Source organism: Streptomyces sp. NEAU-YJ-81 (assembly GCF_017592595.1).
Taxonomy (GTDB): Bacteria; Actinomycetota; Actinomycetes; order Streptomycetales; family Streptomycetaceae; genus Streptomyces; species Streptomyces hygroscopicus_B.
This window is the reverse complement of sequence record NZ_JAGFNO010000023.1, coordinates 118,152-137,643: the sequence shown is the minus strand read 5'-3', so window position 1 is coordinate 137,643 and position 19,492 is coordinate 118,152. Positions and strand designations below refer to the sequence as shown.

18 protein-coding genes and 1 pseudogene are annotated in these 19,492 nt (G+C 69.5%); 11 read left to right on the top strand and 8 right to left on the bottom strand.

What is annotated here, in order from left to right:
• Positions 1–2 precede the first annotated feature (2 nt).
• A complete protein-coding gene (locus J5X86_RS35690; protein ID WP_208520815.1) occupies positions 3–656 on the top strand; it encodes a response regulator transcription factor in 654 nt (217 codons plus the stop codon).
• Positions 657–769: 113 nt separating this feature from the next.
• Here J5X86_RS35690 and J5X86_RS35685 read toward each other — a convergent pair whose 3' ends face one another.
• The 4 genes from J5X86_RS35685 to J5X86_RS35670 are packed head-to-tail and all read right to left on the bottom strand — an operon-like array spanning position 770 to position 4,560.
• Positions 770–1,225, bottom strand: a complete 456-nt coding sequence (locus tag J5X86_RS35685; RefSeq protein ID WP_208520814.1) for a MaoC family dehydratase — start codon at positions 1,223–1,225, stop codon at positions 770–772.
• Positions 1,222–2,757 (bottom strand): o-succinylbenzoate--CoA ligase, encoded by a 1,536-nt coding sequence (gene menE / locus J5X86_RS35680; RefSeq protein ID WP_208520813.1) that lies wholly within the window; start codon positions 2,755–2,757, stop codon positions 1,222–1,224. The genes J5X86_RS35685 and menE overlap by 4 nt, the downstream gene beginning before the upstream one ends.
• A gap of 10 nt (positions 2,758–2,767) precedes the next feature.
• Positions 2,768–3,643, bottom strand: coding sequence for an amidohydrolase family protein (locus J5X86_RS35675; RefSeq protein WP_208520812.1), 876 nt, complete (start codon positions 3,641–3,643; stop codon positions 2,768–2,770).
• Positions 3,643–4,560, bottom strand: coding sequence for an SDR family NAD(P)-dependent oxidoreductase (locus J5X86_RS35670; RefSeq protein WP_208520811.1), 918 nt, complete (start codon positions 4,558–4,560; stop codon positions 3,643–3,645). The genes J5X86_RS35675 and J5X86_RS35670 overlap by 1 nt, the downstream gene beginning before the upstream one ends.
• A gap of 246 nt (positions 4,561–4,806) precedes the next feature.
• Between J5X86_RS35670 and J5X86_RS35665 the strand changes: the two genes are divergently transcribed.
• The gene (locus J5X86_RS35665; RefSeq protein ID WP_208520810.1) at positions 4,807–5,232 is read left to right on the top strand and encodes a MarR family winged helix-turn-helix transcriptional regulator; all 426 of its coding nucleotides are present in this window, start codon (positions 4,807–4,809) and stop codon (positions 5,230–5,232) included.
• Between the two features lie 294 nt (positions 5,233–5,526).
• On the opposite strand, the gene J5X86_RS35660 is transcribed toward J5X86_RS35665, so the two are convergent.
• A complete protein-coding gene (locus J5X86_RS35660) occupies positions 5,527–5,931 on the bottom strand; it encodes an AbgT family transporter (RefSeq protein WP_208520809.1) in 405 nt (134 codons plus the stop codon).
• Positions 5,932–6,000: 69 nt separating this feature from the next.
• Here J5X86_RS35660 and J5X86_RS35655 point away from each other — a divergent pair, with 69 nt between their 5' ends.
• The 6 genes from J5X86_RS35655 (at position 6,001) to J5X86_RS35630 (ending at position 14,269) form a co-directional block, all read left to right on the top strand.
• Positions 6,001–6,621, top strand: a complete 621-nt coding sequence (locus J5X86_RS35655) for a TetR family transcriptional regulator (RefSeq protein ID WP_208520808.1) — start codon at positions 6,001–6,003, stop codon at positions 6,619–6,621.
• 354 nt (positions 6,622–6,975) lie between these two features.
• On the top strand, positions 6,976–8,406 hold the full coding sequence (locus tag J5X86_RS35650) for an aldehyde dehydrogenase family protein (protein ID WP_208520807.1): 1,431 nt from the start codon (positions 6,976–6,978) through the stop codon (positions 8,404–8,406).
• A 25-nt stretch (positions 8,407–8,431) separates the two neighbouring features.
• Positions 8,432–9,559 carry an acyl-CoA dehydrogenase family protein gene (locus tag J5X86_RS35645; protein WP_208520806.1) on the top strand — a complete coding sequence of 376 codons (1,128 nt, stop codon included), beginning with the start codon at positions 8,432–8,434 and terminating at the stop codon, positions 9,557–9,559.
• Positions 9,560–9,574: 15 nt separating this feature from the next.
• The gene (locus tag J5X86_RS35640) at positions 9,575–11,032 is read left to right on the top strand and encodes a sodium:solute symporter family protein (RefSeq protein ID WP_208520805.1); all 1,458 of its coding nucleotides are present in this window, start codon (positions 9,575–9,577) and stop codon (positions 11,030–11,032) included.
• Positions 11,029–11,862: an enoyl-CoA hydratase/isomerase family protein gene (locus tag J5X86_RS35635; RefSeq protein ID WP_208520804.1), complete on the top strand. Its 834-nt coding sequence runs from the start codon at positions 11,029–11,031 to the stop codon at positions 11,860–11,862. The genes J5X86_RS35640 and J5X86_RS35635 overlap by 4 nt, the downstream gene beginning before the upstream one ends.
• Positions 11,786–14,269 carry a CoA transferase gene (locus J5X86_RS35630; RefSeq protein WP_308124817.1) on the top strand — a complete coding sequence of 828 codons (2,484 nt, stop codon included), beginning with the start codon at positions 11,786–11,788 and terminating at the stop codon, positions 14,267–14,269. Before J5X86_RS35635 ends, J5X86_RS35630 begins: the two co-directional genes overlap by 77 nt.
• 97 nt (positions 14,270–14,366) lie before the next feature.
• Here J5X86_RS35630 and J5X86_RS35625 read toward each other — a convergent pair whose 3' ends face one another.
• The 3 genes and pseudogenes from J5X86_RS35625 to J5X86_RS35615 all read right to left on the bottom strand — a co-directional run.
• Entirely contained in the window at positions 14,367–15,356 is a 990-nt protein-coding gene (locus J5X86_RS35625; protein WP_208520802.1) for an acyl-CoA dehydrogenase family protein, read from the bottom strand.
• On the bottom strand, positions 15,356–16,525 hold the full coding sequence (locus J5X86_RS35620; RefSeq protein ID WP_208520801.1) for an acyl-CoA dehydrogenase family protein: 1,170 nt from the start codon (positions 16,523–16,525) through the stop codon (positions 15,356–15,358). The genes J5X86_RS35625 and J5X86_RS35620 overlap by 1 nt, the downstream gene beginning before the upstream one ends.
• Positions 16,525–16,734 (bottom strand): annotated as a pseudogene (locus J5X86_RS35615) (enoyl-CoA hydratase); the annotation flags it as partial. The gene J5X86_RS35620 and the pseudogene J5X86_RS35615, both read right to left, overlap by 1 nt.
• Positions 16,735–16,804: 70 nt before the next feature.
• Here J5X86_RS35615 and J5X86_RS35610 point away from each other — a divergent pair.
• From J5X86_RS35610 to J5X86_RS35600, 3 genes are all read left to right on the top strand, one after another.
• Positions 16,805–17,596 (top strand): SDR family oxidoreductase, encoded by a 792-nt coding sequence (locus J5X86_RS35610; protein ID WP_208520800.1) that lies wholly within the window; start codon positions 16,805–16,807, stop codon positions 17,594–17,596.
• Positions 17,597–17,665: 69 nt separating this feature from the next.
• Positions 17,666–18,253: a TetR/AcrR family transcriptional regulator gene (locus J5X86_RS35605; protein WP_078647886.1), complete on the top strand. Its 588-nt coding sequence runs from the start codon at positions 17,666–17,668 to the stop codon at positions 18,251–18,253.
• A 24-nt stretch (positions 18,254–18,277) separates the two neighbouring features.
• On the top strand, positions 18,278–19,435 hold the full coding sequence (locus tag J5X86_RS35600; RefSeq protein ID WP_208520799.1) for an acetyl-CoA C-acetyltransferase: 1,158 nt from the start codon (positions 18,278–18,280) through the stop codon (positions 19,433–19,435).
• Positions 19,436–19,492 lie beyond the last annotated feature (57 nt).

Sequence of the window (19,492 nt, the reverse complement as noted above, 5' to 3'; positions counted from 1 at the left end):
CCATGATCCGAGTGCTGCTGGCCGACGACGACCCCCTGGTACGGACCGGGCTGAAGATGATGCTGCGCGGGGCGGACGGCATCGAGGTCGTGGCGGAGGCGGCCGACGGTGCCCAGGCAGCCGCCGCCGTCGGCGAACACGAGCCCGATGTGATCCTCATGGACATCCGGATGCCCGTCATGGACGGCCTCGAGGCCACTCGCGCACTCACCCGCGACGGCACGAAGGCCCCGCAGGTGATCGTGCTGACCACCTTCGACGAACACCGCCTGGTCCTGGAGGCGATGCGCGCGGGCGCCGCCGGGTTCCTCGCCAAACACACCGCGCCCGAGGAGATCGTCGCCGCGGTACGCCGGGCCGCTCGCGGTGAGCCCGCACTGTCGCCGTCCGCCGCGCGCGCTCTGATCGAGCATGCGGCGGCCGGACCGGACGACCGGGCCGAACACGCCCGGCAGCGGTTGGCGTTGCTCACCGCACGGGAGCGCGAGGTTGCCGAGGCGGTTGCCGAGGGATTGTCCAACACCGACATCGGCACCCGCCTGCACCTGTCCCTCGGCACGGTCAAGGCCCACCTCTCGAGCGCCCTGGCCAAACTGGACCTGGACAACCGCGTCCAGCTCGCGCTCCTCACCCACGACGCTCATCCGCGGCCCTGACCGGGGCGAGCGGATCGTGGGCGCGGCGCTCGCCGCGCACTGCCTCGACATCACGCACGCCAAGGACCTGTTGCCCGCACGCCCGGACCGCGTCATCTGCAGATTGCGGCGGGTCAGACGTAGAAGCGGGACAGGCTCTGCACCACGGCCGCGGGCTTCGTGCCGCCGTCCACCTCGATCGTGCCGTCGACGGTGATCTGGACGCCGCCGGGTACGTCCTCGACCGAGGTGAGCCGGGCGGCGAGCCGCAGGCGGGATCCGGCCCGCACCGGCGCGGGGAAACGCACCTTGTTCAGGCCGTAGTTGACCTTGGTGGTCACGCCCCGCACGTCCAGCAGTTGGGTGAAGAGGGGGATGAACAGGGACAAGGTGAGGTAGCCGTGCGCGATCGGCGCGCCGAAAGGGCCCTGAGCCGCTCGCTCCGGGTCGGTGTGGATCCACTGGTGATCGCCGGTGGCCTCGGCGAAGGTGTCGATGCGGTCCTGTGCGACCTCGATCCACTCGCTGGTGCCGAGGTCGCTGCCGGCGAGCTTCTTCAGTTCGTCCAGGCCGTTGACGGTGATGCTCATGAGTCGGCTTTCTGTTGAGGGCTTGGGGTGCCGTAGTGGTGGCGGACCCGGGACTTGAGGAGTTTCCCGGAGGCGGTGCGCGGTAGTTCGTCCGCGATGACCACGGACTTGGGGATCTTGTACTTGGCGAGCCGCCCGGACAGTGATGCCAGCACCTCGCCCGGATCGAGTTCGGTGCCCGCTGCCGGGACGACGACCGCGCGGGGCACCTCGCCCCATGTGTCGTCCGGTACACCGATCACCGCACACTCGGCGATGCCCGGGTGGGTGAGGAGAAGGTCCTCGATCTCGGCGGGATAGATGTTCTCCCCACCAGAGATGATCATGTCCTTGATCCGGTCGACGATGTACACGTATCCGTCTTCGTCGACCCGGGCCGCGTCCCCGCTGCGGAACCAGCCGTCCGCGAAGGCGGCCTCCGTCTCCTCGGGCAGTTCCCAGTAGCCGGACATCACATGTGGTCCGCGCACCACCACTTCGCCGGTCTCGCCGGTCTCGCCGGTGTCGACCGGGGTGAGGTCGGGCCGTACGACCCGTACGTCGCTGAAGAAGTGCGGTACGCCCGCCGAGCCCGCCTTGCCGGCGGCGTGCTCGGCGTCCAGGAAGAGTGCGCCGGGCGCGGCCTCGGTCATGCCGTAGCCCTGGAGGAAGGTGAGCCCGCGCTTCTGGTAGGCGGCGATGAGCGGGGTCGGCACCGGTGATCCGCCGCAGGTGAGGATGCGGAGCGAGGACAGGTCGGCGTCGGCCCAGCGGGGATGCCGGGCCATCTGGTCGAACATCGTCGGCACTCCGAACATGAAGGTGATGCGGTGCCGTCCGATCAGGTCGAGGGTCGTCTCCGGGTCGAAGGCCTCCACCAGGACGCAGGTGCCGCCCTTGAGCAGTACCGGCAAGGTGATCATGTTCAGGCCGGCGGTGTGGAACAACGGGGCGGATACCAGGGCGCGTTCGTCGGCGAACAGGTCGTGGTCGACCAGGACATTGACGGCGTTCCAGGTGACGTTGGCGTGGGTGAGCATCGCGCCTTTGGGGCGGCCGGTCGTCCCCGAGGTGTACATGATGACGCAGGCGTCGTCGGGGGTGACCGGTTCGTCGATCGGCTCGGCCGACGCGGCTGCCAGGGCCTGTTCGTATGCGTCGCCGATCTCGAGGTAGGTCCGTATCTCGGTGCCGGTGGGCAGTGCGGCGACGAGCCCGGCGTGTGCGGGGCCGTGGATGAGGGCCTTGGCGCCGGAGTCGGCGAGCTGGTAGGCGATCTCGGGGGCGGCGAGGCGGGTGTTGAGGGGGACGAAGACGGCGCCGAGGAGGCCGGCGGCGAACAAGGTCTCCAGATAGGCGGGGTGGTTGGGGCCGAGGTGGGCGATGCGGTCGCCGCGTCCGATGCCTCGGGCGCGCAGGGCGTGGGCGAGGCGGGTGGTGCGTGTGTGCAGGGTGCGGTAGTCGGTCGACCGCTCGCCGTGGATCAGGGCCGTGCGGTGCGGGGTTTTGCGGGCCCGGCGTGCGGGCCACGACCCCAGTCCCTCGTTGCGCATCTGGCACCTCTCATGGTTGCGTCAGCCCGAGCAGGCGGGCCGCGTTCTCCTTGAGGATTTTCGGCTTGACCGCGTCCTTGATGGAGAGCCTCTCGAAGTCGGCCAGCCATCGGTCAGGGGTGAGCACCGGGAAGTCCGAACCGAAGAGGACCTTGTCCTGCAGCAGCGTGTTGGCGTACTGCACGAGCTGCGGCGGGAAGTACTTCGGGGACCAGCCCGACAGGTCGATGTGCACGCCGGGCTTGTGGGTCGCCACCGCCAGGGCCTCGTCCTGCCAGGGGAACGACGGGTGCGCCAGGATGATCTTCAGTTGCGGGAAGTCGGCGGCCACATCGTCCACATGGAGCGGGTTGGAGTATTTGAGGCGGATGCCGCCCCCGCCGGGAACACCGGCGCCGATGCCGGTCTGGCCGGTGTGGAAGAGCGCGATGGTGCCGGTCTCCTCGATCACCTCGTACAGGCCGTACGCCACCGAGCGGTCGTTGGGAAAGAAGCCCTGGACGCTGGGATGGAACTTGAAGCCCTTCACGCCGTACTCCTCGACCAGCCGCCGGGCCTGCCGCACGCCGGCCTTGCCCCGGAAGGGGTCGATGGAGGCGAACGGAATGAGGGCGTCCGCGTTGGCGGCGGCGGCCTCGGCGACCTCCTCGTTCGGGACGGGCTCGGTGCCGGTCGCGGACTCCGCGTCCACCGTGAAGATGACGGCGGCCATCCGCCGCTCCCGGTAGTAGGCGGCCGTCTCCTCGAGTGTGGGCTTCCGGTTGCCCTCGACCTTGAAGTAGGCGGAGGAGGCGTCGTGCAGGTCGTCGTCCAGGGAGGAGTGGCCCTTGGCGGACACCTCCGCGTGGGTGTGGACGTCGATGGCGACCAGATCCTGAAGGTGCATCACGCCTCCGGAATCTTCGGCGCGGGGATACCCACCGTCTGCGGTTCGGCGCCGACCGACGTGGGCCAGGCATCGGCCAGGGCGTCGGAGGTCCAGCCACCGTCGGCGTAGGCGACCCGGATCTCCTGCAGATGCGACCAGAGCGCCACTTTGTCGCCGCCGATGCCGATGCACTGGCCGGTGATGCCGCGGGCGGCGTCGGAGGCCAGGAAGGGGACGAGGGCGGCGCAGTCCTCCGGTGTGCCGAATCCCTCTCCCTTGCGCAGGAAGTCCGGCAGTGGTTGGCCGTTCCTGAGGGCCTCCGCATACGGGGCGAGGGCAGGGATGGTCTCGGTCATCGCGGTGGCGGCGACCGGCACGATCGCGTTGACGGTGATGCTCGCGCGGGACAGTTCCATGGACCAGGTGCGGGCCATGGCGGCGATTCCGGCCTTGGCGGCGGAGTAGTTGGTCTGGCCGAAGTTGCCCCGCTGCCCGGCCGGGGAGCCGACGAGGACGACCGTGCCGCCTTCGCCCTGTTCGCGCAGGCGTACGGCGGCGGCGCGGGCGCAGGTGAAGGTGGCCCTCAGGTGGGTGGTGATGACCGCGTCGAAGTCCTCGTCGGTCATCTTCCACAGCACCTTGTCGCGCAGGATGCCCGCGTTGGTGACCAGGACGTCGAGTCGGCCGAACTCCTCGACGGCACGGCCCACCAGCCGGTCGGCGGCCTCGGCGGTACCGACGGGGACCACCTCGGCCACGGCGGTACCGCCGGCCTCGGTGATGGACTTGACTGCCTGTCCGGCCGCGTCCTCGTCGACGTCGTTCACGACCACGGACGCGCCGTGGGCGGCGAGGGCCTGTGCGTAGGCGAGGCCGAGGCCCCGGCCGCTACCGGTGACGACGGCGACCTTGCCGGTCAGATCGATGGTGGGCACGAGCGAGTCCCTTCGCATGGGGTGCGCCGGTCCGGCGCGGGGTGCGGCATCGAGATCGAAGCTAAGCACAATAATTGTTGACGTCAACAGTTGTTGTTTGCCTCGGGTGCGTCATGCTGGACTCTGCACACGAGACCAACCCTTCCGGGGAGCCGAGACCGGCGCCCCGGGGCCGAGACCAGGGAGCCCGCCATCACCCGCCGGCACACCGACGACCCGCACCCCATCGACGCGGACGAACCATGGATGCGGGCACTCCACGCGGACACGGGCTATCTGCTCTACCGCCTGGGTCTGCGCTCCGGTCAGCTCTTCAACACCTTCCTCCAGGAGTCGGGGCTGCGGCTGCGGCACTACGCCGTGCTGCGCTTCCTCGCCACCTGCGAAGGCGCCTTGCAGCGAGAGCTCAGCACCCGGCTCGGCTATGACCCGAGCGCGATCGTCGGCCTGGTGGACGACCTGGAGAAGCTCGGCTTCGCCGAGCGCCGCCCCGCCCCCGACGACCGCCGCAGTCGCATCGTCGTCCTCACCGAGGACGGCCGCGCGTTCCTCCAGGACACGGATCAGGCGGGTCAGGATGTGACCGACGAACTGCTCGCCCCGCTCGCCCCCGCCGAGCGGGAGACGCTGCACACGCTCCTGCTGCGCGTCGCCGGGAACAGGCTCGCCTGATGCTTCGCCCGCCGGGCGTCGGGCCACGACCGCCGCCCGGCCCGCCGACGACGTGAGGGCCGGCGGACCTAGGTCGGACTCACCGAGCGCTCGGAGGCGATCCTCCGTGACGGCGAGCGGCGCATCGGTTGCCCGTACGGCACCTGCCGACGGACTGGCCCGCGGCCCGGGCGGAGGAGACATTCCGCGCGGGTCACGCCCTGTTGGAGGCGCCCGCCCGGGACGCGGCGCGCCGGCTCGTCGAAACGGTTCCGGCGTAGCCGCTTTCATGTGGGTCACACCACGGCGCGGCTCTCAAACGAAATGGTGCATTGCGTTGATGTAGAGCGCGAGCATCGCGCCGGACAGCCTCATGGCGCGTTTCTCGACGGTGCTCAAGGTGAATGAGGAGGGGGCCTCGCCGGTCGGCCCGCTGTGCTGGGACGCCTCGCCCTGGGCGGTGGTGTCGAAGAGCCGGTCGGCGGCCGCGTCGTCCTCGGGTGTCCAGCTGATGGCCGTCGACGCGTAGGCGACCATCAGGCCGAGCACCGGGCTGCGGCCCACGGCCCGGCAGGCCCGCGCGCCCAGCGGGATCATCACGATGCAGGCCGAGTCGCTCATGATGTGCGCGATCATGGAGCCGAACGCGATGGAGAACGTCAGCCACCACACCCTGGCCTCTGGAGGGAACGAGACTCCGGCACGGTAGAATGCCGTCATATTCTCGCAGTGGAATTGTCCGGAGATTTATATGGCTGACCTGCCCAGGATATTTGAGGAGTAAAATTAGTGCCCCAAGGTCAGAGTTCCGCACCGCGTTACAGCGTTGGTCAGGAAGTTATATTTCAAGCGGCTTTGACCTGTTTTTATCGTCACGGATACGATGGCACCTCTGTGCGTGACATCGCCAAGGCGTCCGGCACTACGCCTGCGGCCATGTATCACTACTACGCTTCCAAGCAAGAGCTGCTGATGGACATCATCGGCCGCTTCATGGAGCAGTCGATCGAGGTTACCCGGGCGGCCATCGAGGCGGCCGGAGACGATCCTGCCGCGCAGCTGTTCGCGGCTGCGCGCTCCCATGTGCTGTGGAATGCGTCAGACGTGATGTCGAGCTTCCTCGTGAACAGCGAGATTCGCAGCCTCGAACCGGACAACCGACGCCTCAACATCGCTCAGCGTGACAAGCTGCAGCGCATGTTCGACTCCGTGGTGGCCCAAGGCGTCGCAGCCGGTGCCTTTCTGACCCCGTGGCCCAGGGAAGCCAGTCGAGCCGTGGTCACGATGTGTACTGCTGTTGCCAACTGGTACAAGAGCGCCGGGGAACTTTCGCCGGAAGAGATCGCAGACCGTTATGGATTCCTGGCCTTGTCGCTGGCGGGCGGCCAGGCTGATTCGGTCTCCTCCTGAAAGACTTTTCCCGCTGACGCCGAGGGGCGTCCGCCTTTCCGCGTGATAGCCGACCCGTACCCCTGCGACCGGTGATTTTCCCGGTCCACCGGACGGGGCACTCAGGCGTGCCGACACAGTAGCAGACGCATTGCCGGGCCTCCCCCCGGCAGTGCGGGCTCCTGATCCCTCGTGGTTTGCCCGGGGGAGGGGGCGATGCGGGGCATCCCCTGCCACTCTCGAAGCGGTTGCGCACCTACCTCCTGAACGATCGTTTAGGGCTTTTGGCGAGAAGCTATTGCCTAAACGCTCGTATAGGCCCTACTGTGCGGCGGGCGTTCAAAGCGACGCGTCATGTGGCAACCGGAGGGATGCATGGATCATCAGTGGACCGCACACTTCATCGCCGGGGAGTGGGAGCACGAGGAGGGTGAACGACCGCCGATCCTCGTGGAGAACCCGGCCACCGAGCAGGTGATCGCCTCGGTTCCCGCGGGAGACGCGGCGCACGTCCACCGGGCCGCCGTCGCTGCCCGCGGCGCGTTCTCCTCGTGGTCGACCCGGACCATCGAGGAGCGCGCCCAGGTGCTGGACGACCTGGCCGATCTCCTGGAGGACCGGCGGGAGCTGATCGCGCGGACGGTGGCCGAGGAACTGGGTGCCCCCATCAAGCTGGCCCGCCAACTGCACGCGACACTGCCGGTGCACGACGTCCGGGAGACCGCTCGTGCGCTGCGGTCGATGGAATTCGAGACCGAGCTCGGCAACTCTCGTGTCTACGCGGTGCCGGTTGGTGTCGTGGGGGCCATCACGCCCTGGAACTATCCCGTCCACCAGGTGGTCAGCAAAATCGTTCCGGCGATCGCCGCCGGATGCACGGTGGTCCTCAAGCCGAGCGAGGTCGCTCCCCTGAGCGCATTGCTCCTGGCGCGGATCATGCAAGAGGCAGGTCTTCCCGACGGGGTACTCAACGTCGTCAACGGAGCCGGACCCGAGGTGGGCCAGGCCATCGTGGAGCACCCTGGGATCGATGCGGTGTCGTTCACCGGTTCAGAGGCGACCGGGCGCGCTGTCGCCCAGCAGGCCGCGCTGACCCTGAAGCGCGTCACACTGGAGCTCGGTGGCAAATCGGCCAACGTCATCCTCGACGACGCCGACCTCGCTACGGCCGTCAAGGTCGGCGTCGCCAACTGCTTCCTCAACTCGGGGCAGAGCTGCAACGCCCTGACCCGCATGCTGGTGCCCCACGAGCTGCTCTCCTCGGCAGAGGAGATCGCCACTGCCGCGGCCACGCGTTATGCCCCGGGCGACCCGGCGGATGAGCGGACCAGGATCGGCCCGCTGGCCAGTGCGCGACAGCGCGACAGTGTGATCCGCGCGATCGAGACCGGCCTGGCCGACGGCGCGAAGCTCATCGCCGGGGGACCCGAGCGGCCGGCCGGCGACGCGCTGACGTCGGGTTACTACGTGCGGCCCACGATCTTCACCGACGTGGACCCCGACTCCTTCCTCGCCCAGGAGGAGATCTTCGGCCCCGTGCTCGCCATCATCGGCTACGGCGAGGAGGAAGAGGCGGTCGCCATCGCCAACAATTCCCGTTTCGGGCTCGGCGGCGCGGTGTGGTCGGCCGACGCCGAACGTGCCCGCGCCGTCGCGCGCCGTATCCACACCGGACAAGTCGACATCAACGGTGGCGCCTTCAACCCCGCCGCACCCTTCGGCGGAGTGAAGAACTCCGGGTACGGGCGCGAACTGGGTCCCGCGGGCATTGAGGAGTTCCTCCACCGGCAGTCCCTGCAGTTCTGAGAAGCCGGAAGAACGGAGCCGCGCAATGGAGCTTGAGCCTGACGTCCCGGGCCGGGACAGCCAGTGGGTGGATACGGGACGGGCCGTCGCCACCACGATCCGCAGGACGTATCCGGACACCACACCATGGTCGCGCGATCAGTTGCTGGAGATCTTCGGCAAGCTGAGGTCGACGGGGTACCTGGGGTCGACGATCCCGAAGGAAGCGAATGGAGCCGGCCTCGCCCTCGGTCAGTTCGCGTCGCTGACCGAGGGAATCGCGAGTGCCGTGCCTTTCCTCTCCAACCACAGCGTCCAGCGGTTCATCACCGCCGCCGGCAGCCCTGAGGCGAAACAACGAGTGCTGCCCGGCCTGCTCGAGGGGACCAGCATCGGGGCTGTGGCGGTTACCGAGCCGCGCGGTGGCAGCAGCATCAAGAACCCCGCCACCACGGTGGCTCCGGGCCGAGGGGGGCTCGTCCTCACCGGGCGCAAGGACTGGGTCACCCATGCGATGACGGCGGACACCGCCGTCGTCCTGGCGGCGGACGAGCAGGGCCGTTCCGTACGGGTGCTCGTCGACCTGGCGGCCCCGGGTGTGGAGCGGCGTCCTCTCCGGACCCACGGCTTGTGCCATCTCACCTTCGGCTCGCTCGAGTTCCACGGGGTGGAGGTGGAGCGCTGGCGGATTCTCGCCGAAGACGGCGCGGCAGGAGCGAAAGCGGGCTTCGGGGTGGCGCGCGTATTGGTCGCCGTCCAAGCCGTGGCAGTGGCCTTCGAGGCACTGGCCAGGACGACACAGCATCTGACGACCCGCACCGCTCGCGGCTCACGGGTCGCCGACCTGGACCTGACCACCCATCGAGTGGGGGGTATCGCGGCTGAGCTGCTGGGCGCGCGGTTGCTCGCCTACCACGCCGCCACCGCCCTCGAGACCGGGCACCCCTCTGCCGCCGCACTGGCCAGTGGAGCCAAGGCACATGCCTGCACCACCGCTGTGCGGGCGTGTACGGAACTGCTGTCCATGTGCGCCGGACATGGACTGGACACCAGCACCGGAGTCGCCGCCTTCCGCGACGACGCGGAGATGCTCGCCACCGCCGACGGAACCGGACTGGTCAACAGCGTCCTGTGGGGGGCTCATGTCAAGGACCACCTCGCCGGGTCCCGCTGAACAGAAGGAGAAACAGTGTCGTCTTTCCAGATAGTCGCCCTGATGGTGGTGGCCTACATCATCGTCATCGCAGCGGTGAGCGTCATCGCCCGTAAGGCCGGCGCGACGTCGGAAGGCTTCGTCCGCGGTGGCCGGGTCTTCCCCGCAGCGGTGATCGGTCTGTTCATGGCCTCCGAAGTCGTGGGCACCTCGGCCAGTATCGGGACGGCCCAGGGAGCCTACGCTGACGGTATCTCCGCTGCCTGGAACCTCGGCGCTCTGGGAATCGGGTTCATCGTCTTCGCCGTGCTGTTCGCGAAGCGATTCAAGCAACTCGACGAGGTGACCATCTCCGGCGCCCTGGAACGGGCATACGGAGCGGGCGTGCGGCGAGCGGCTTCGGTGACCATGATCGCGTCACTCCTGCTGGTGGCCACCGCGGCCTATGTGAGCGGCGGAGCGATGATCTCGACGCTGCTCGGGATCGACGCCGGCTGGGCCGTCGTGATCGTTGGTGTGCTGTCGAGCGTCTACGTGGTGATCGGCGGTATGCGCTCCGTCATCTACACCAACCTGATCAACGTCATCGTCAAAGTGGTAGGGATCGTTGTCGTCGCGGTGTCCGCGTACTTCGCCGCGGGGGGCTACGAAGGCATCCAGGTCTCTTTGCCGTCGCGGATGCTCGACTGGGACGGAGTCGGCTGGAATCAGATGGGCGCCTGGCTCGTCGCCGGCGGCGGCGCCATGTTCGCGACCCAATACGTGGTGCAGGCGATGACCGCGGTCGACGACGAGGGCAAGGCGAGGAACGCCGGCCTGTACACCAGCCTCGTCCTGATCCCTTACGGCGTCCTCGCGGCGTTCATCGGTGTCTGCGCGGCCGTGGTGCACCCCGACATCGACAGCCTCCAGGCACTTCCGTCCATGGTCGTCGACCTCAGCCCGTTTCTTCAGGGCGTTGCGGTCACCGGACTGATCGCGTCAGTGTTCGGCCTCATATCCGCCCTGACGATCGGCTCCTCCACGCTGCTGCTGAAGGACTTCTACCAGCCGTACTTCAATACCTCGGGCGACGAGAAGAAGGCCGTGCGATTCGCCCGGCTCGCCACCCTCGGCTGCGGGCTGATCCCGGTGGCGGCGGCGCTGTTCGCGTCGGATGTGCTCGGCGTGACGTTCCTCGCCAAGGCACTCCGGGCCTCCCTGGCCGTCTTCGTCGTCCTGATGTTCTTCCGACCGTCGTACGGCTCCCGGCAGGGTGCCCTGGTCTCCCTCTGCCTGTCCTTGCCCGCCGTCGTCGGCTGGTATCTGGCGGGCGACCCCTTCGGCATCGACAACGCCTACATCGCCATCCTGACCCCTCTGTTGGTCATGACGATCGCCCAGCTCAGCGGACGAGGCACCAAAGCGAGCACACCCATCGCCCACACCCCCGCGGCGGCGGCCTCCGTATCGGCCGCCGGCTCGTTCCGGGAAGGGCGCGCACGGACACGGTGAGAACCCTGACGAAGACCGACGAGGAGATGATGGTGCCCACTTTGGTGACCAGCGACATCGACAGCACCGGGGTCGCCCTGGTGACGCTCAACCGTCCCGAGAAGCTGAACACGATGACGGGTGACCTGCTGGAACAGGCCCACAAGGTGTTCTCCGCACTCGCGGAGAACCCGGCAGTCAAGGTCGTGATCCTCACCGGAGCGGGCCGGGGTTTCTGCGCGGGCGGAGACCTCGCCGAGGGCCCGGGGGGCGCGGTCACCGGATCCCTTCGTGGCGCCTCCGCCGCCGCCCAACTGCGCGGCTACATGGAGACGGCCGCGCTCCTGCACTCGATGCCGGCGGTGACCATCTCCGCGATCAACGGTGCCTGCGCGGGGGCCGGACTGTCCTGGGCCTGCGCGACCGACCTGCGGTTCGCCGCGGACCGAGCCCGCTTCAACGCCGCCTTCCGGGGCGCCGGGCTGTCCGGCGACTTCGGCGGGACCTGGACCCTGCCGCGGATCATCGGGATCGGACGGGCGCGGGAGAAGTACCTGCTGTCCGAGCCGTTCGACGCCCAGGAGGCGCTTCGTATCGGGCTGGTCTCGAAGGTCTGGCCGGCTGAACAGCTCCTGGAACGCGTCCGCGCCGTAGCCGAGGAACTGGCGGCCTCCGCACCGGTGGCCCTGCGCCTGATGAAGCAGAACCTCGTTGAGAGCGAGTACGTCGGCTTTGCGCAGGCGTTGGACAACGAGGCGGTCAGGCACTCCCGCTGTGCCGAGACCCAGGACGCCGCCGAAGCCGCACGGGCATTCCTGGAGAAGCGGCCCGCTGTGTTCGTCGGCAAGTAGGACGACAGGCGCCAAGCCGGCGGCACGGTGCCCCCACCCGCCGCCCACCAGAACGGAGACACCGACCGTGAAGGTCGACTTTCCCACGGATGGTCCAGCCGACGCAGGCCGGCGCGGGCCGGCAGACCGCCTTCCCTTCCGGGGAGTGCGCGTCATGGACGTGTCGGACACCATCGCAGGTCAATTCGCCGCCCGACTGCTCGCCGACCACGGGGCAGCCGTCACCCTGCTGCGCCGCCCGTCGACACTCGTCGGCGCGTCCTCGGCCATGGATGTGCATCTCAACCACACCAAGTCGGTCCAGCCCTGTCCCACGGACGGCTGGGAGAGCGCCCTGGGACAGTGCGCGCGGGACGTCGACGTCGTGGTGGTGTCCGACCACGGCGAAGCCGCGATCGCCGCCGGCCTGGCCCCGCACGCACTGGTCGCGGTCGCCACCGACTTCGCCGACCAGGGTCCCTACCGCGACTGGCACGGATCGGAACTCATCCACCAGGCATTGTCCGGATCCATGCACTACACGGGCCTGGCCGGGCGCCCACCGCTCTACGGCACGGGCAACCGCGCGTACATCGCGGCCGGTCTCTTCCTCTATGTGTCACTCGCGGCGAGGCTGCTCGCTCGTCCGGCCGTCGGAGCCGCGGGGGAGATCGTGCGGGTCGCGGTGCATGAGGCGGCGGCGGCGATGGAGCAGAACTTCGCCATCCAATGGGCTTACAGCGCGACGATCGCACAGCGAGGCGAGCTGAACCGGCCCAAGGGCCGCATCCGCTGTGCGGACGGTTGGATGACCGCCTTCGCCATGGAGGGTCGGCTGAGCGAGTTGCTCACCGCCGTGGGCGCCGACGATCTGGTGGATTCACCGCTGTTCTCCTCATGGCCCGACTTCATGCGAGACATCCCGTCAGCTTTCGCGCGGATCCAGGAGCGGGCACGAGGCCGTAGCCGAGAAGCCCTCCTCCAAGCAGCACTGGACCACCGGCTGGTCATGTCCCCGGTCCGCACCCCGACCGAGCTCAGAACCGACCCGCAGCTGTTGAGCAGGGACTTCTGGCGGCACGCCGAATTCCAGGGCCGAAAGCACCTCGTGCTGGGCCCGCTGTGGCGGCCCGCGAGCTATGAGCCGGGAACCGCACACGGCACCAGCGGCGGCGTACCGGCCGCCCTCCCCACGCTCGACCGGCATCCGGGCGGGACGGCGGAACCCGACGAGCGGCCTTTGCGGGGTACGCGCGTAGTGGACTTCACCACGGCCTGGTCGGGGCCACTCGCCACCCGTATTCTCGCCCTGCTGGGCGCGGAGGTTCTCAAGGTGGAAAGCGCCTCCAGGATGGACGCCTGGCGAGGCCCCGCCGACGCCCCCACCGCCACCGAGTTCTACCCGAACGGCGAGCCCGGTGACCGCCCGTACAACCGCAACGCGTGGTTCAACGCCCAGAACCTGGACAAGAAGTCGGTGCTGCTGGACCTGAAGACGGACATCGGCCGCCGACAGGCCCATGACCTGTGCCGGGAGAGTGATCTGGTGGTCACCAACTTCACCCCGGACACCATGAGACGCCTGGGGCTCGGCTTCGACACACTCCGCGAGATCAACCCCTCCGTCGTCATGGTCGAGATGTCGGGCTTCGGCACCACAGGGCCGCTCCGGCACCACCGTGCCTACGGACAGACGATGGAGGCGATGGCCGGTATCACCGCACTGATCGGATACGACGAGGAATCCGGACCGCTGGGGTCAGGCTCCGCGTATCTCGATCCCATGGGCGGGTTGGCGGGCGCGGCGGCCGCCGTCACCGCGTTGGCGCACCGGGACCGCACACAGCAAGCGCAGTACGTCGAGGTCGCTCAGCGCGAAGCGGCCATGTCCTGGATCGGCGACATCATCCTGGATTCCCTCTCCACGGGGGCTGACCCGGTGCTGCGGGGCAACGCGATCCCCACCGCCTTCCCTCACGACGCGTTCCGTTGCGAGGGCGAGGACCAGTGGATCGCTATCGCTGTGCACACGGCGGACCAGTGGTCCGCGCTGTGCTCGGAACTGGGCTGGACCGACTGGGCCCGCGACCCGTCGCTGGCGGAAACGACGGCGCGGAAGGCCAAGGCGGAGGAGATAGAGCGGCGCCTGTCGGAGGCGACGCGCGAACACGACAAGACGCGCCTGGCCACGCGTCTCCAGCGGGCCGGTGTCCCCGCCGCGCCCGTGCAAAACGGCCGGGACCTGTTCGAGGACCCACAGCTCAGGCATCGCGGGTGGTTCGCCGCCCTGACACATCCGGAGGCAGGGACACACGAGTACGCGGGCCTGCCCCTGGAAGCGGCAGGACGCCTCCTCCAGCCGTCGGCCGCCGCGCCACTGCTGGGCCAGCACACGGCCGACGTCCTGGGGTCCGTACATTCGGCATGACCCGGAGCCCGGAAGACGGGCCCATCCCGCGCCCTCGAGACGGCCGGGATTCTCGCGTCCGAGGGGATCGAGCCGGACGTCATCGATCCATCGGGGCTCATGGAGCCAGGACGAGGGATCGGCACGCCGCCGGAGTCCCCCAGGCATCACGGAGGGCGCGGGCTTTGCGGATCCACAGGGACAGATCCAGCTCCTCGGTGTAGCCGAGCGCGCCGTGCACCTGAAGGGCTGTGCGCGAGGCGGCGTAGGCCGCCTCGCCCGCGGTCACTTTCGCCGCCGCGCACTCCCGGCGGGCGGACGGGGCGTCCGAGCCCAGGGCCAGGGCGGCGGAGTGGACCAGAGGCTGGGCGAACTCCAGCGCGAGGAGAACGTCCGCCAGACGGTGCTTCACGGCCTGGAACGAGCCGATGGCGACTCCGAACTGAGTGCGCTGTGCGGCGTACGCGACGGTATGGTCCAGCAGCGCGCGGCCGAGCCCCAGGGCCTGGGCGGCCGTTGTCAGGGCCGCCACATCCGTGGCGTACGAGGTCGCTGCCCGCACCGTGGGCCCCTCGACGAGGACCGTTGCGCCCGTCGGGCGGAACAATCGGCGGGCCGGATCGGAGGAACGCTGTAGCGGGCCGCACCCCGCTGCCAGCCATACGGTGTCGTCCTCGACGACGAACACGGCGTCGGCCGTGTCCGCGTCGAGGGCGTAAGGGCTCCCGGCATCGGGCGCGCACAGGGATACGAGCGCCGCGCCGGCGGCGATCCGCGGCAGCCACGTCTCGGCAGGGGCGCGGTCGCCGAGCCGGTCGAGGAGGGCCGCCGCCGCGACGGTTTCGACCAGCGGGCCCGGTACGGCGTGGCGGCCCAGTTCGGTGAAGGCGACGCTCAGTTCGACAGGCAGCAGGCCCAGGCCCTCGTGCCGCTCCGGTACGGCGAGGCCGAAGACTCCCGCCTCGGCGAGCCGGCTCCACAGGGTGCGGCCGGGGCCCGGGTCCCCGGCCGCCCAGGACCGTATCGTGCTCGGTGTGTCCGACGAGCCGAGCATGCCGTCCAGGGTCTTCGCGAACGCACGCTGCTCGGTGTCGAGGAGGAACCGCATTACCGGCGTCCTTTCGGCAGGCCGAGCAGCCGCTCGGCGATGATGTCGCGCTGGATCTCGTTGGTGCCGGCGTAGATGGGGCCCGCGAGGGAGAAGGTATAGCCCTCTGCCCAGCCACCGTGTGCCGGCGCGTCCGCGGCGTCATCGGCGAGTTCCCCGTAGGGGCCGAGCAGGTCGAGGGCGGTCTCGTGGAGCGCGATGTCCAGCTCCGACCAGAAGATCTTGTTGAGACTGGACTCCGCGCCGATCGACTCTCCGGCCGCGATCCGCGAGACGCTCGCGTAGGCGAAGAGTTCATACGCGCGGGCACCGATCATCGCGTCGGCCACCCGGTCGCGCAGGGCCGTGTCCGCCGGATCGGCCTCATCGCGCCACAGCCGCACCAACCGGTCCGCGGCGGCCGTGAAGCGGCCGGGGCTGCGCAGGGTCAGCCCGCGCTCGCTGCCCGCGGTGCTCATCGCCACGCGCCAGCCCTCACCCGGCGCTCCGATGACGTCCTCGTCGGGCACGAAGACATCGTCCAGGAAGAGTTCGGCGAAGGCGGGCTTGCCGTCGAGGCGTCCTATGGGCCGCACCGTCACGCCCGGCGCGTCCAGGGGGAACATCAGATACGTCAGCCCCCGGTGCGGCTTGTCCGCCGCCGGATCACTGCGGAAGAGGCCAAAGGCGCGGTCGGCGAAGGCGGCCCGGGATGACCAGGTCTTCTGACCGCTCAGGCGCCAGCCGCCCTCGGTGCGCTGTGCCGTGGAGCGCAGGCGAGCGAGGTCGGAGCCCGCCTCCGGCTCGGACCAGGCCTGAGCCCAGATGACCTCGCCACTCGCCATGGGCGGCAGGACACGGGCGCGCTGCTCCGGTGTGCCGTGCTCGAAGAGGGTGGGGGCGAGGAGGTTGATGCCGTTCTGGCTGACCCGGCCGGGTGCGTCCGCCGCGTAGTACTCCTCCTCGAAGATCAGCCATTGGAGGAGTGAGGCACCCCGGCCGCCGTATTCCTCGGGCCAGGAGACGACCGACCACCGGTCCGCGAAGAGGGCGCGCTCCCACTCCCGGTGGGCGGCGAACCCCTCCGCGGTCTCCAGGGAGGGCGGGCGAGAGGTGGGCACATGTGCGGTGAGCCAGGCGCGGGCCTCGGCCCGGAAGGCGTTCTCGGCGGCGCTGAAGTCGAGATCCATCAGGTGCCGGCCTCCTTCATCGCGCGGATGTCCATGCCGCCCGGCGCGTCGGGGGCGGTCTGCGCGTTGTGCGCGTGGGCGAGATGGTGCAGTCCGAAGACCGGGTCCAGCCCGGTGTGCAGGCCCTGAAGGTCCTCGGCCTGGTTGACGGCGCGTTTGGTCAGCGCCGGCCCCAGGCGTGGCATGCCGGCGATGCGCGTCGCCCACTCCATTTCTAACAAGTGTTTGGTAGATTACCGTACGGCCATAAGCGCCGTCGAGGTTCGAGGAGGCCCATGTATGACTGCAGTCGGCCCGCCCCCGTATGTCCCCGGCCATGCCCTCCTCGACGGCCGTACCGCCGTGATCACCGCGGCCGCGGGCGCCGGGATCGGTGGGGCCACCGCACGGAGATTTCTCGACGAGGGCGCCCGCATCGTCATCGGTGACGCCCACGCGCGCCGGCTGAAGGAGACGTGCGACGCGTTGTCCGAGGAGTTCGGCGTCGACCGGGTCGCGGGCCTGCCCTGCGATGTCACCGACGAGCGGCAGATCACGGACCTGCTCGACCTCGCCGAGGAGCGGCACGGGCGCCTCGACATCGTGGTCAACAACGCCGGGCTCGGCGGCACTGCCCAGCTCACCGAGATGACCGACGAGCAGTGGGACACGGTCCTCGACGTCACCCTGAACGGCACCTTCCGCTGCACCCGCGCCGCACTGCGCCGCATGAAGGCGGCGGGCGCCGGGGGTGTGATCGTCAACAACGCCTCGGTGGTCGGCTGGCGCGCGCAGGCCGGGCAGGCCCACTACGCCGCCGCCAAAGCCGGAGTCATGGCGCTGACCCGCTGCGCCGCCGTGGAGGCGGCCGACTACGGCGTGCGGGTCAACGCGGTCGCCCCGAGCCTGGCGATGCACCCGCATCTGGTGAAGGTGACCACGGCCGAATTGCTGGCGGAGCTCACCGAGCGCGAGGCGTTCGGCCGCTATGCCGAGCCCTGGGAGGTCGCCAACGTGATCGTTTTCCTGGCCGGCGACTACTCCTCGTACATGACCGGCGAGATCGTCTCGGTCAGCAGCCAGCGGGCGTGAGACGACAATGGCAGGGTGCCGAACACAAGGAAAACCAGCGTGCCGGGGACCGGCAAGAAGAAGCCCGCGATGAGCCCGTCGCCCGCGCGGCGTGCCGAGCTGCTCGCGGTCGCGGCGGAGGTCTTCGCCGAGCAGGGCTACAGCGCGACAACCGTGCGGCAGATCGCGGACGCCGCGGGAATGCTCGCGGGCAGCCTCTACTACCACTTCGACTCCAAGGAGTCGATGCTCGACGAGATCCTGTCCGGCTTCCTGGACGAGCTGTGGGCCGGATACGACGCCGTGCTTGAAGCGGATCTCGCCCCCCGGGCGACCATCGAGGCCCTGGTCACCGAGTCCTTCCGGGAGATCGACCGGCATCGCGCCGCCGTGGCGATCTACCAGAAGGAATCCCGACAACTGTCCGCGCAACCCCGCTTCACCTACCTCGCCGCAGCGCAGGAGAAATTCGAGAAGGCGTGGCTGGGGACGTTGGAACGCGGCGTCGCGGCCCACGCCTTCCGTGCCGACCTGGACGCCCGGCTCACCTACCGCTTCGTAAGGGACACCGTCTGGGTCGCCGCGTCCTGGTACCGGCCCGGCGGACAGCACAGCCCCGAGGAAATCGCCCGCCAGTACCTGTCGATGGTGCTGGACGGGATCGCCGTACAGACATAGAGACCTCGCGAAGGAGCAGCAGCCATGCCCGAGGCATTCATCGTCGAAGCAGTACGCACCCCGGTCGGCAAACGCGACGGCGCTCTGTCCGCCGTGCACCCCGCCGACCTCGGCGCCCATGTGCTGAAGGCGCTGATGGAGCGCTCCGGCGCCGATCCCGCCGCCGTCGAGGACGTCGTCTTCGGCTGCCTGGACACCGTGGGCCCGCAGGCCGGGGACATCGCGCGCACCTGCTGGCTGGCCGCCGGGCTGCCGGAAGAAGTACCCGGGACCACGGTGGACCGCCAGTGCGGCTCCTCCCAGCAGGCCCTGCACTTCGCCGCGCAGGGCGTGCTCTCCGGTACTCAGGACCTGGTGGTCGCGGGCGGGGTGCAGAACATGTCGATGATCCCCATCGCCTTCGCCAGCCGCCGGGCCACCGAACCGCTCGGCCTCGACGACGGCCCGTACGCGGGCTCCGAGGGGTGGCGGGCCCGCTACGGCGACCGGCCCGTCAACCAGTTCTACGGAGCGGAACTGATCGCCGAGAAGTGGGGCATCAGCCGGGAGGCGATGGAGGAGTTCGCGCTGCGCTCCCACCAGCGCGCGATACGGGCCATCGACGAGGGCCGCTTCGACCGCGAGCTCGTCCCGTACGGGGAGGTGACGACCGATGAGGGGCCGCGCCGGGGCACCTCACTGGAGAAGATGGCTTCTCTGGCACCGGTCGTCGAGGGCGGCCGGCTGACCGCCGCTGTCTCCTCGCAGGTCTCCGACGGCGCCTCCGCGCTGCTCGTCGCCTCCGAGCGGGCGGTCGCCGAGCACGGCCTGACACCGCGCGCCCGCGTCCACCATCTGTCGGTGCGCGGCGAGGACCCGATCCGGATGCTGTCCGCCCCCATCCCGGCCACGGCCTACGCCCTGAAGAAGTCCGGGATGTCACTCGACGACATCGACCTGGTGGAGATCAACGAGGCGTTCGCACCCGTCGTGCTGGCGTGGCTGAAGGAAACCGGCGCGGACCCGGAGAAGGTCAACGCCAACGGCGGCGCCATCGCCCTCGGCCACCCGCTCGGCGCGACCGGCACCAAGCTGACGACGACGCTGCTGCACGAACTGGAGCGCACCGGAGGCCGGTTCGGTCTGCAGACCATGTGCGAGGGCGGTGGCCAGGCCAACGTCACCATCATCGAACGGCTCTGACGCACACCACCCACCTGCCGCCGCGGACCCGATCACCCGGGTCGGCGGCGGCGCGCG

What these genes read in the sequence shown, in the direction of transcription:
- J5X86_RS35690 (WP_208520815.1), top strand. Translation starts at nt 3, where the DNA reads ATGATCCGAGTGCTGCTGGCCGACGACGACCCCCTGGTACGGACCGGG.
- J5X86_RS35685 (WP_208520814.1), bottom strand. Translation starts at nt 1,225, where the DNA reads ATGAGCATCACCGTCAACGGCCTGGACGAACTGAAGAAGCTCGCCGGC.
- menE (WP_208520813.1), bottom strand. Translation starts at nt 2,757, where the DNA reads ATGCGCAACGAGGGACTGGGGTCGTGGCCCGCACGCCGGGCCCGCAAA.
- J5X86_RS35675 (WP_208520812.1), bottom strand. Translation starts at nt 3,643, where the DNA reads ATGCACCTTCAGGATCTGGTCGCCATCGACGTCCACACCCACGCGGAG.
- J5X86_RS35665 (WP_208520810.1), top strand. Translation starts at nt 4,807, where the DNA reads ATGCGGGCACTCCACGCGGACACGGGCTATCTGCTCTACCGCCTGGGT.
- J5X86_RS35660 (WP_208520809.1), bottom strand. Translation starts at nt 5,931, where the DNA reads ATGACGGCATTCTACCGTGCCGGAGTCTCGTTCCCTCCAGAGGCCAGG.
- J5X86_RS35650 (WP_208520807.1), top strand. Translation starts at nt 6,976, where the DNA reads ATGGATCATCAGTGGACCGCACACTTCATCGCCGGGGAGTGGGAGCAC.
- J5X86_RS35645 (WP_208520806.1), top strand. Translation starts at nt 8,432, where the DNA reads ATGGAGCTTGAGCCTGACGTCCCGGGCCGGGACAGCCAGTGGGTGGAT.
- J5X86_RS35625 (WP_208520802.1), bottom strand. Translation starts at nt 15,356, where the DNA reads ATGCGGTTCCTCCTCGACACCGAGCAGCGTGCGTTCGCGAAGACCCTG.
- J5X86_RS35620 (WP_208520801.1), bottom strand. Translation starts at nt 16,525, where the DNA reads ATGGATCTCGACTTCAGCGCCGCCGAGAACGCCTTCCGGGCCGAGGCC.
- J5X86_RS35610 (WP_208520800.1), top strand. Translation starts at nt 16,805, where the DNA reads ATGACTGCAGTCGGCCCGCCCCCGTATGTCCCCGGCCATGCCCTCCTC.
- J5X86_RS35605 (WP_078647886.1), top strand. Translation starts at nt 17,666, where the DNA reads ATGAGCCCGTCGCCCGCGCGGCGTGCCGAGCTGCTCGCGGTCGCGGCG.
- J5X86_RS35600 (WP_208520799.1), top strand. Translation starts at nt 18,278, where the DNA reads ATGCCCGAGGCATTCATCGTCGAAGCAGTACGCACCCCGGTCGGCAAA.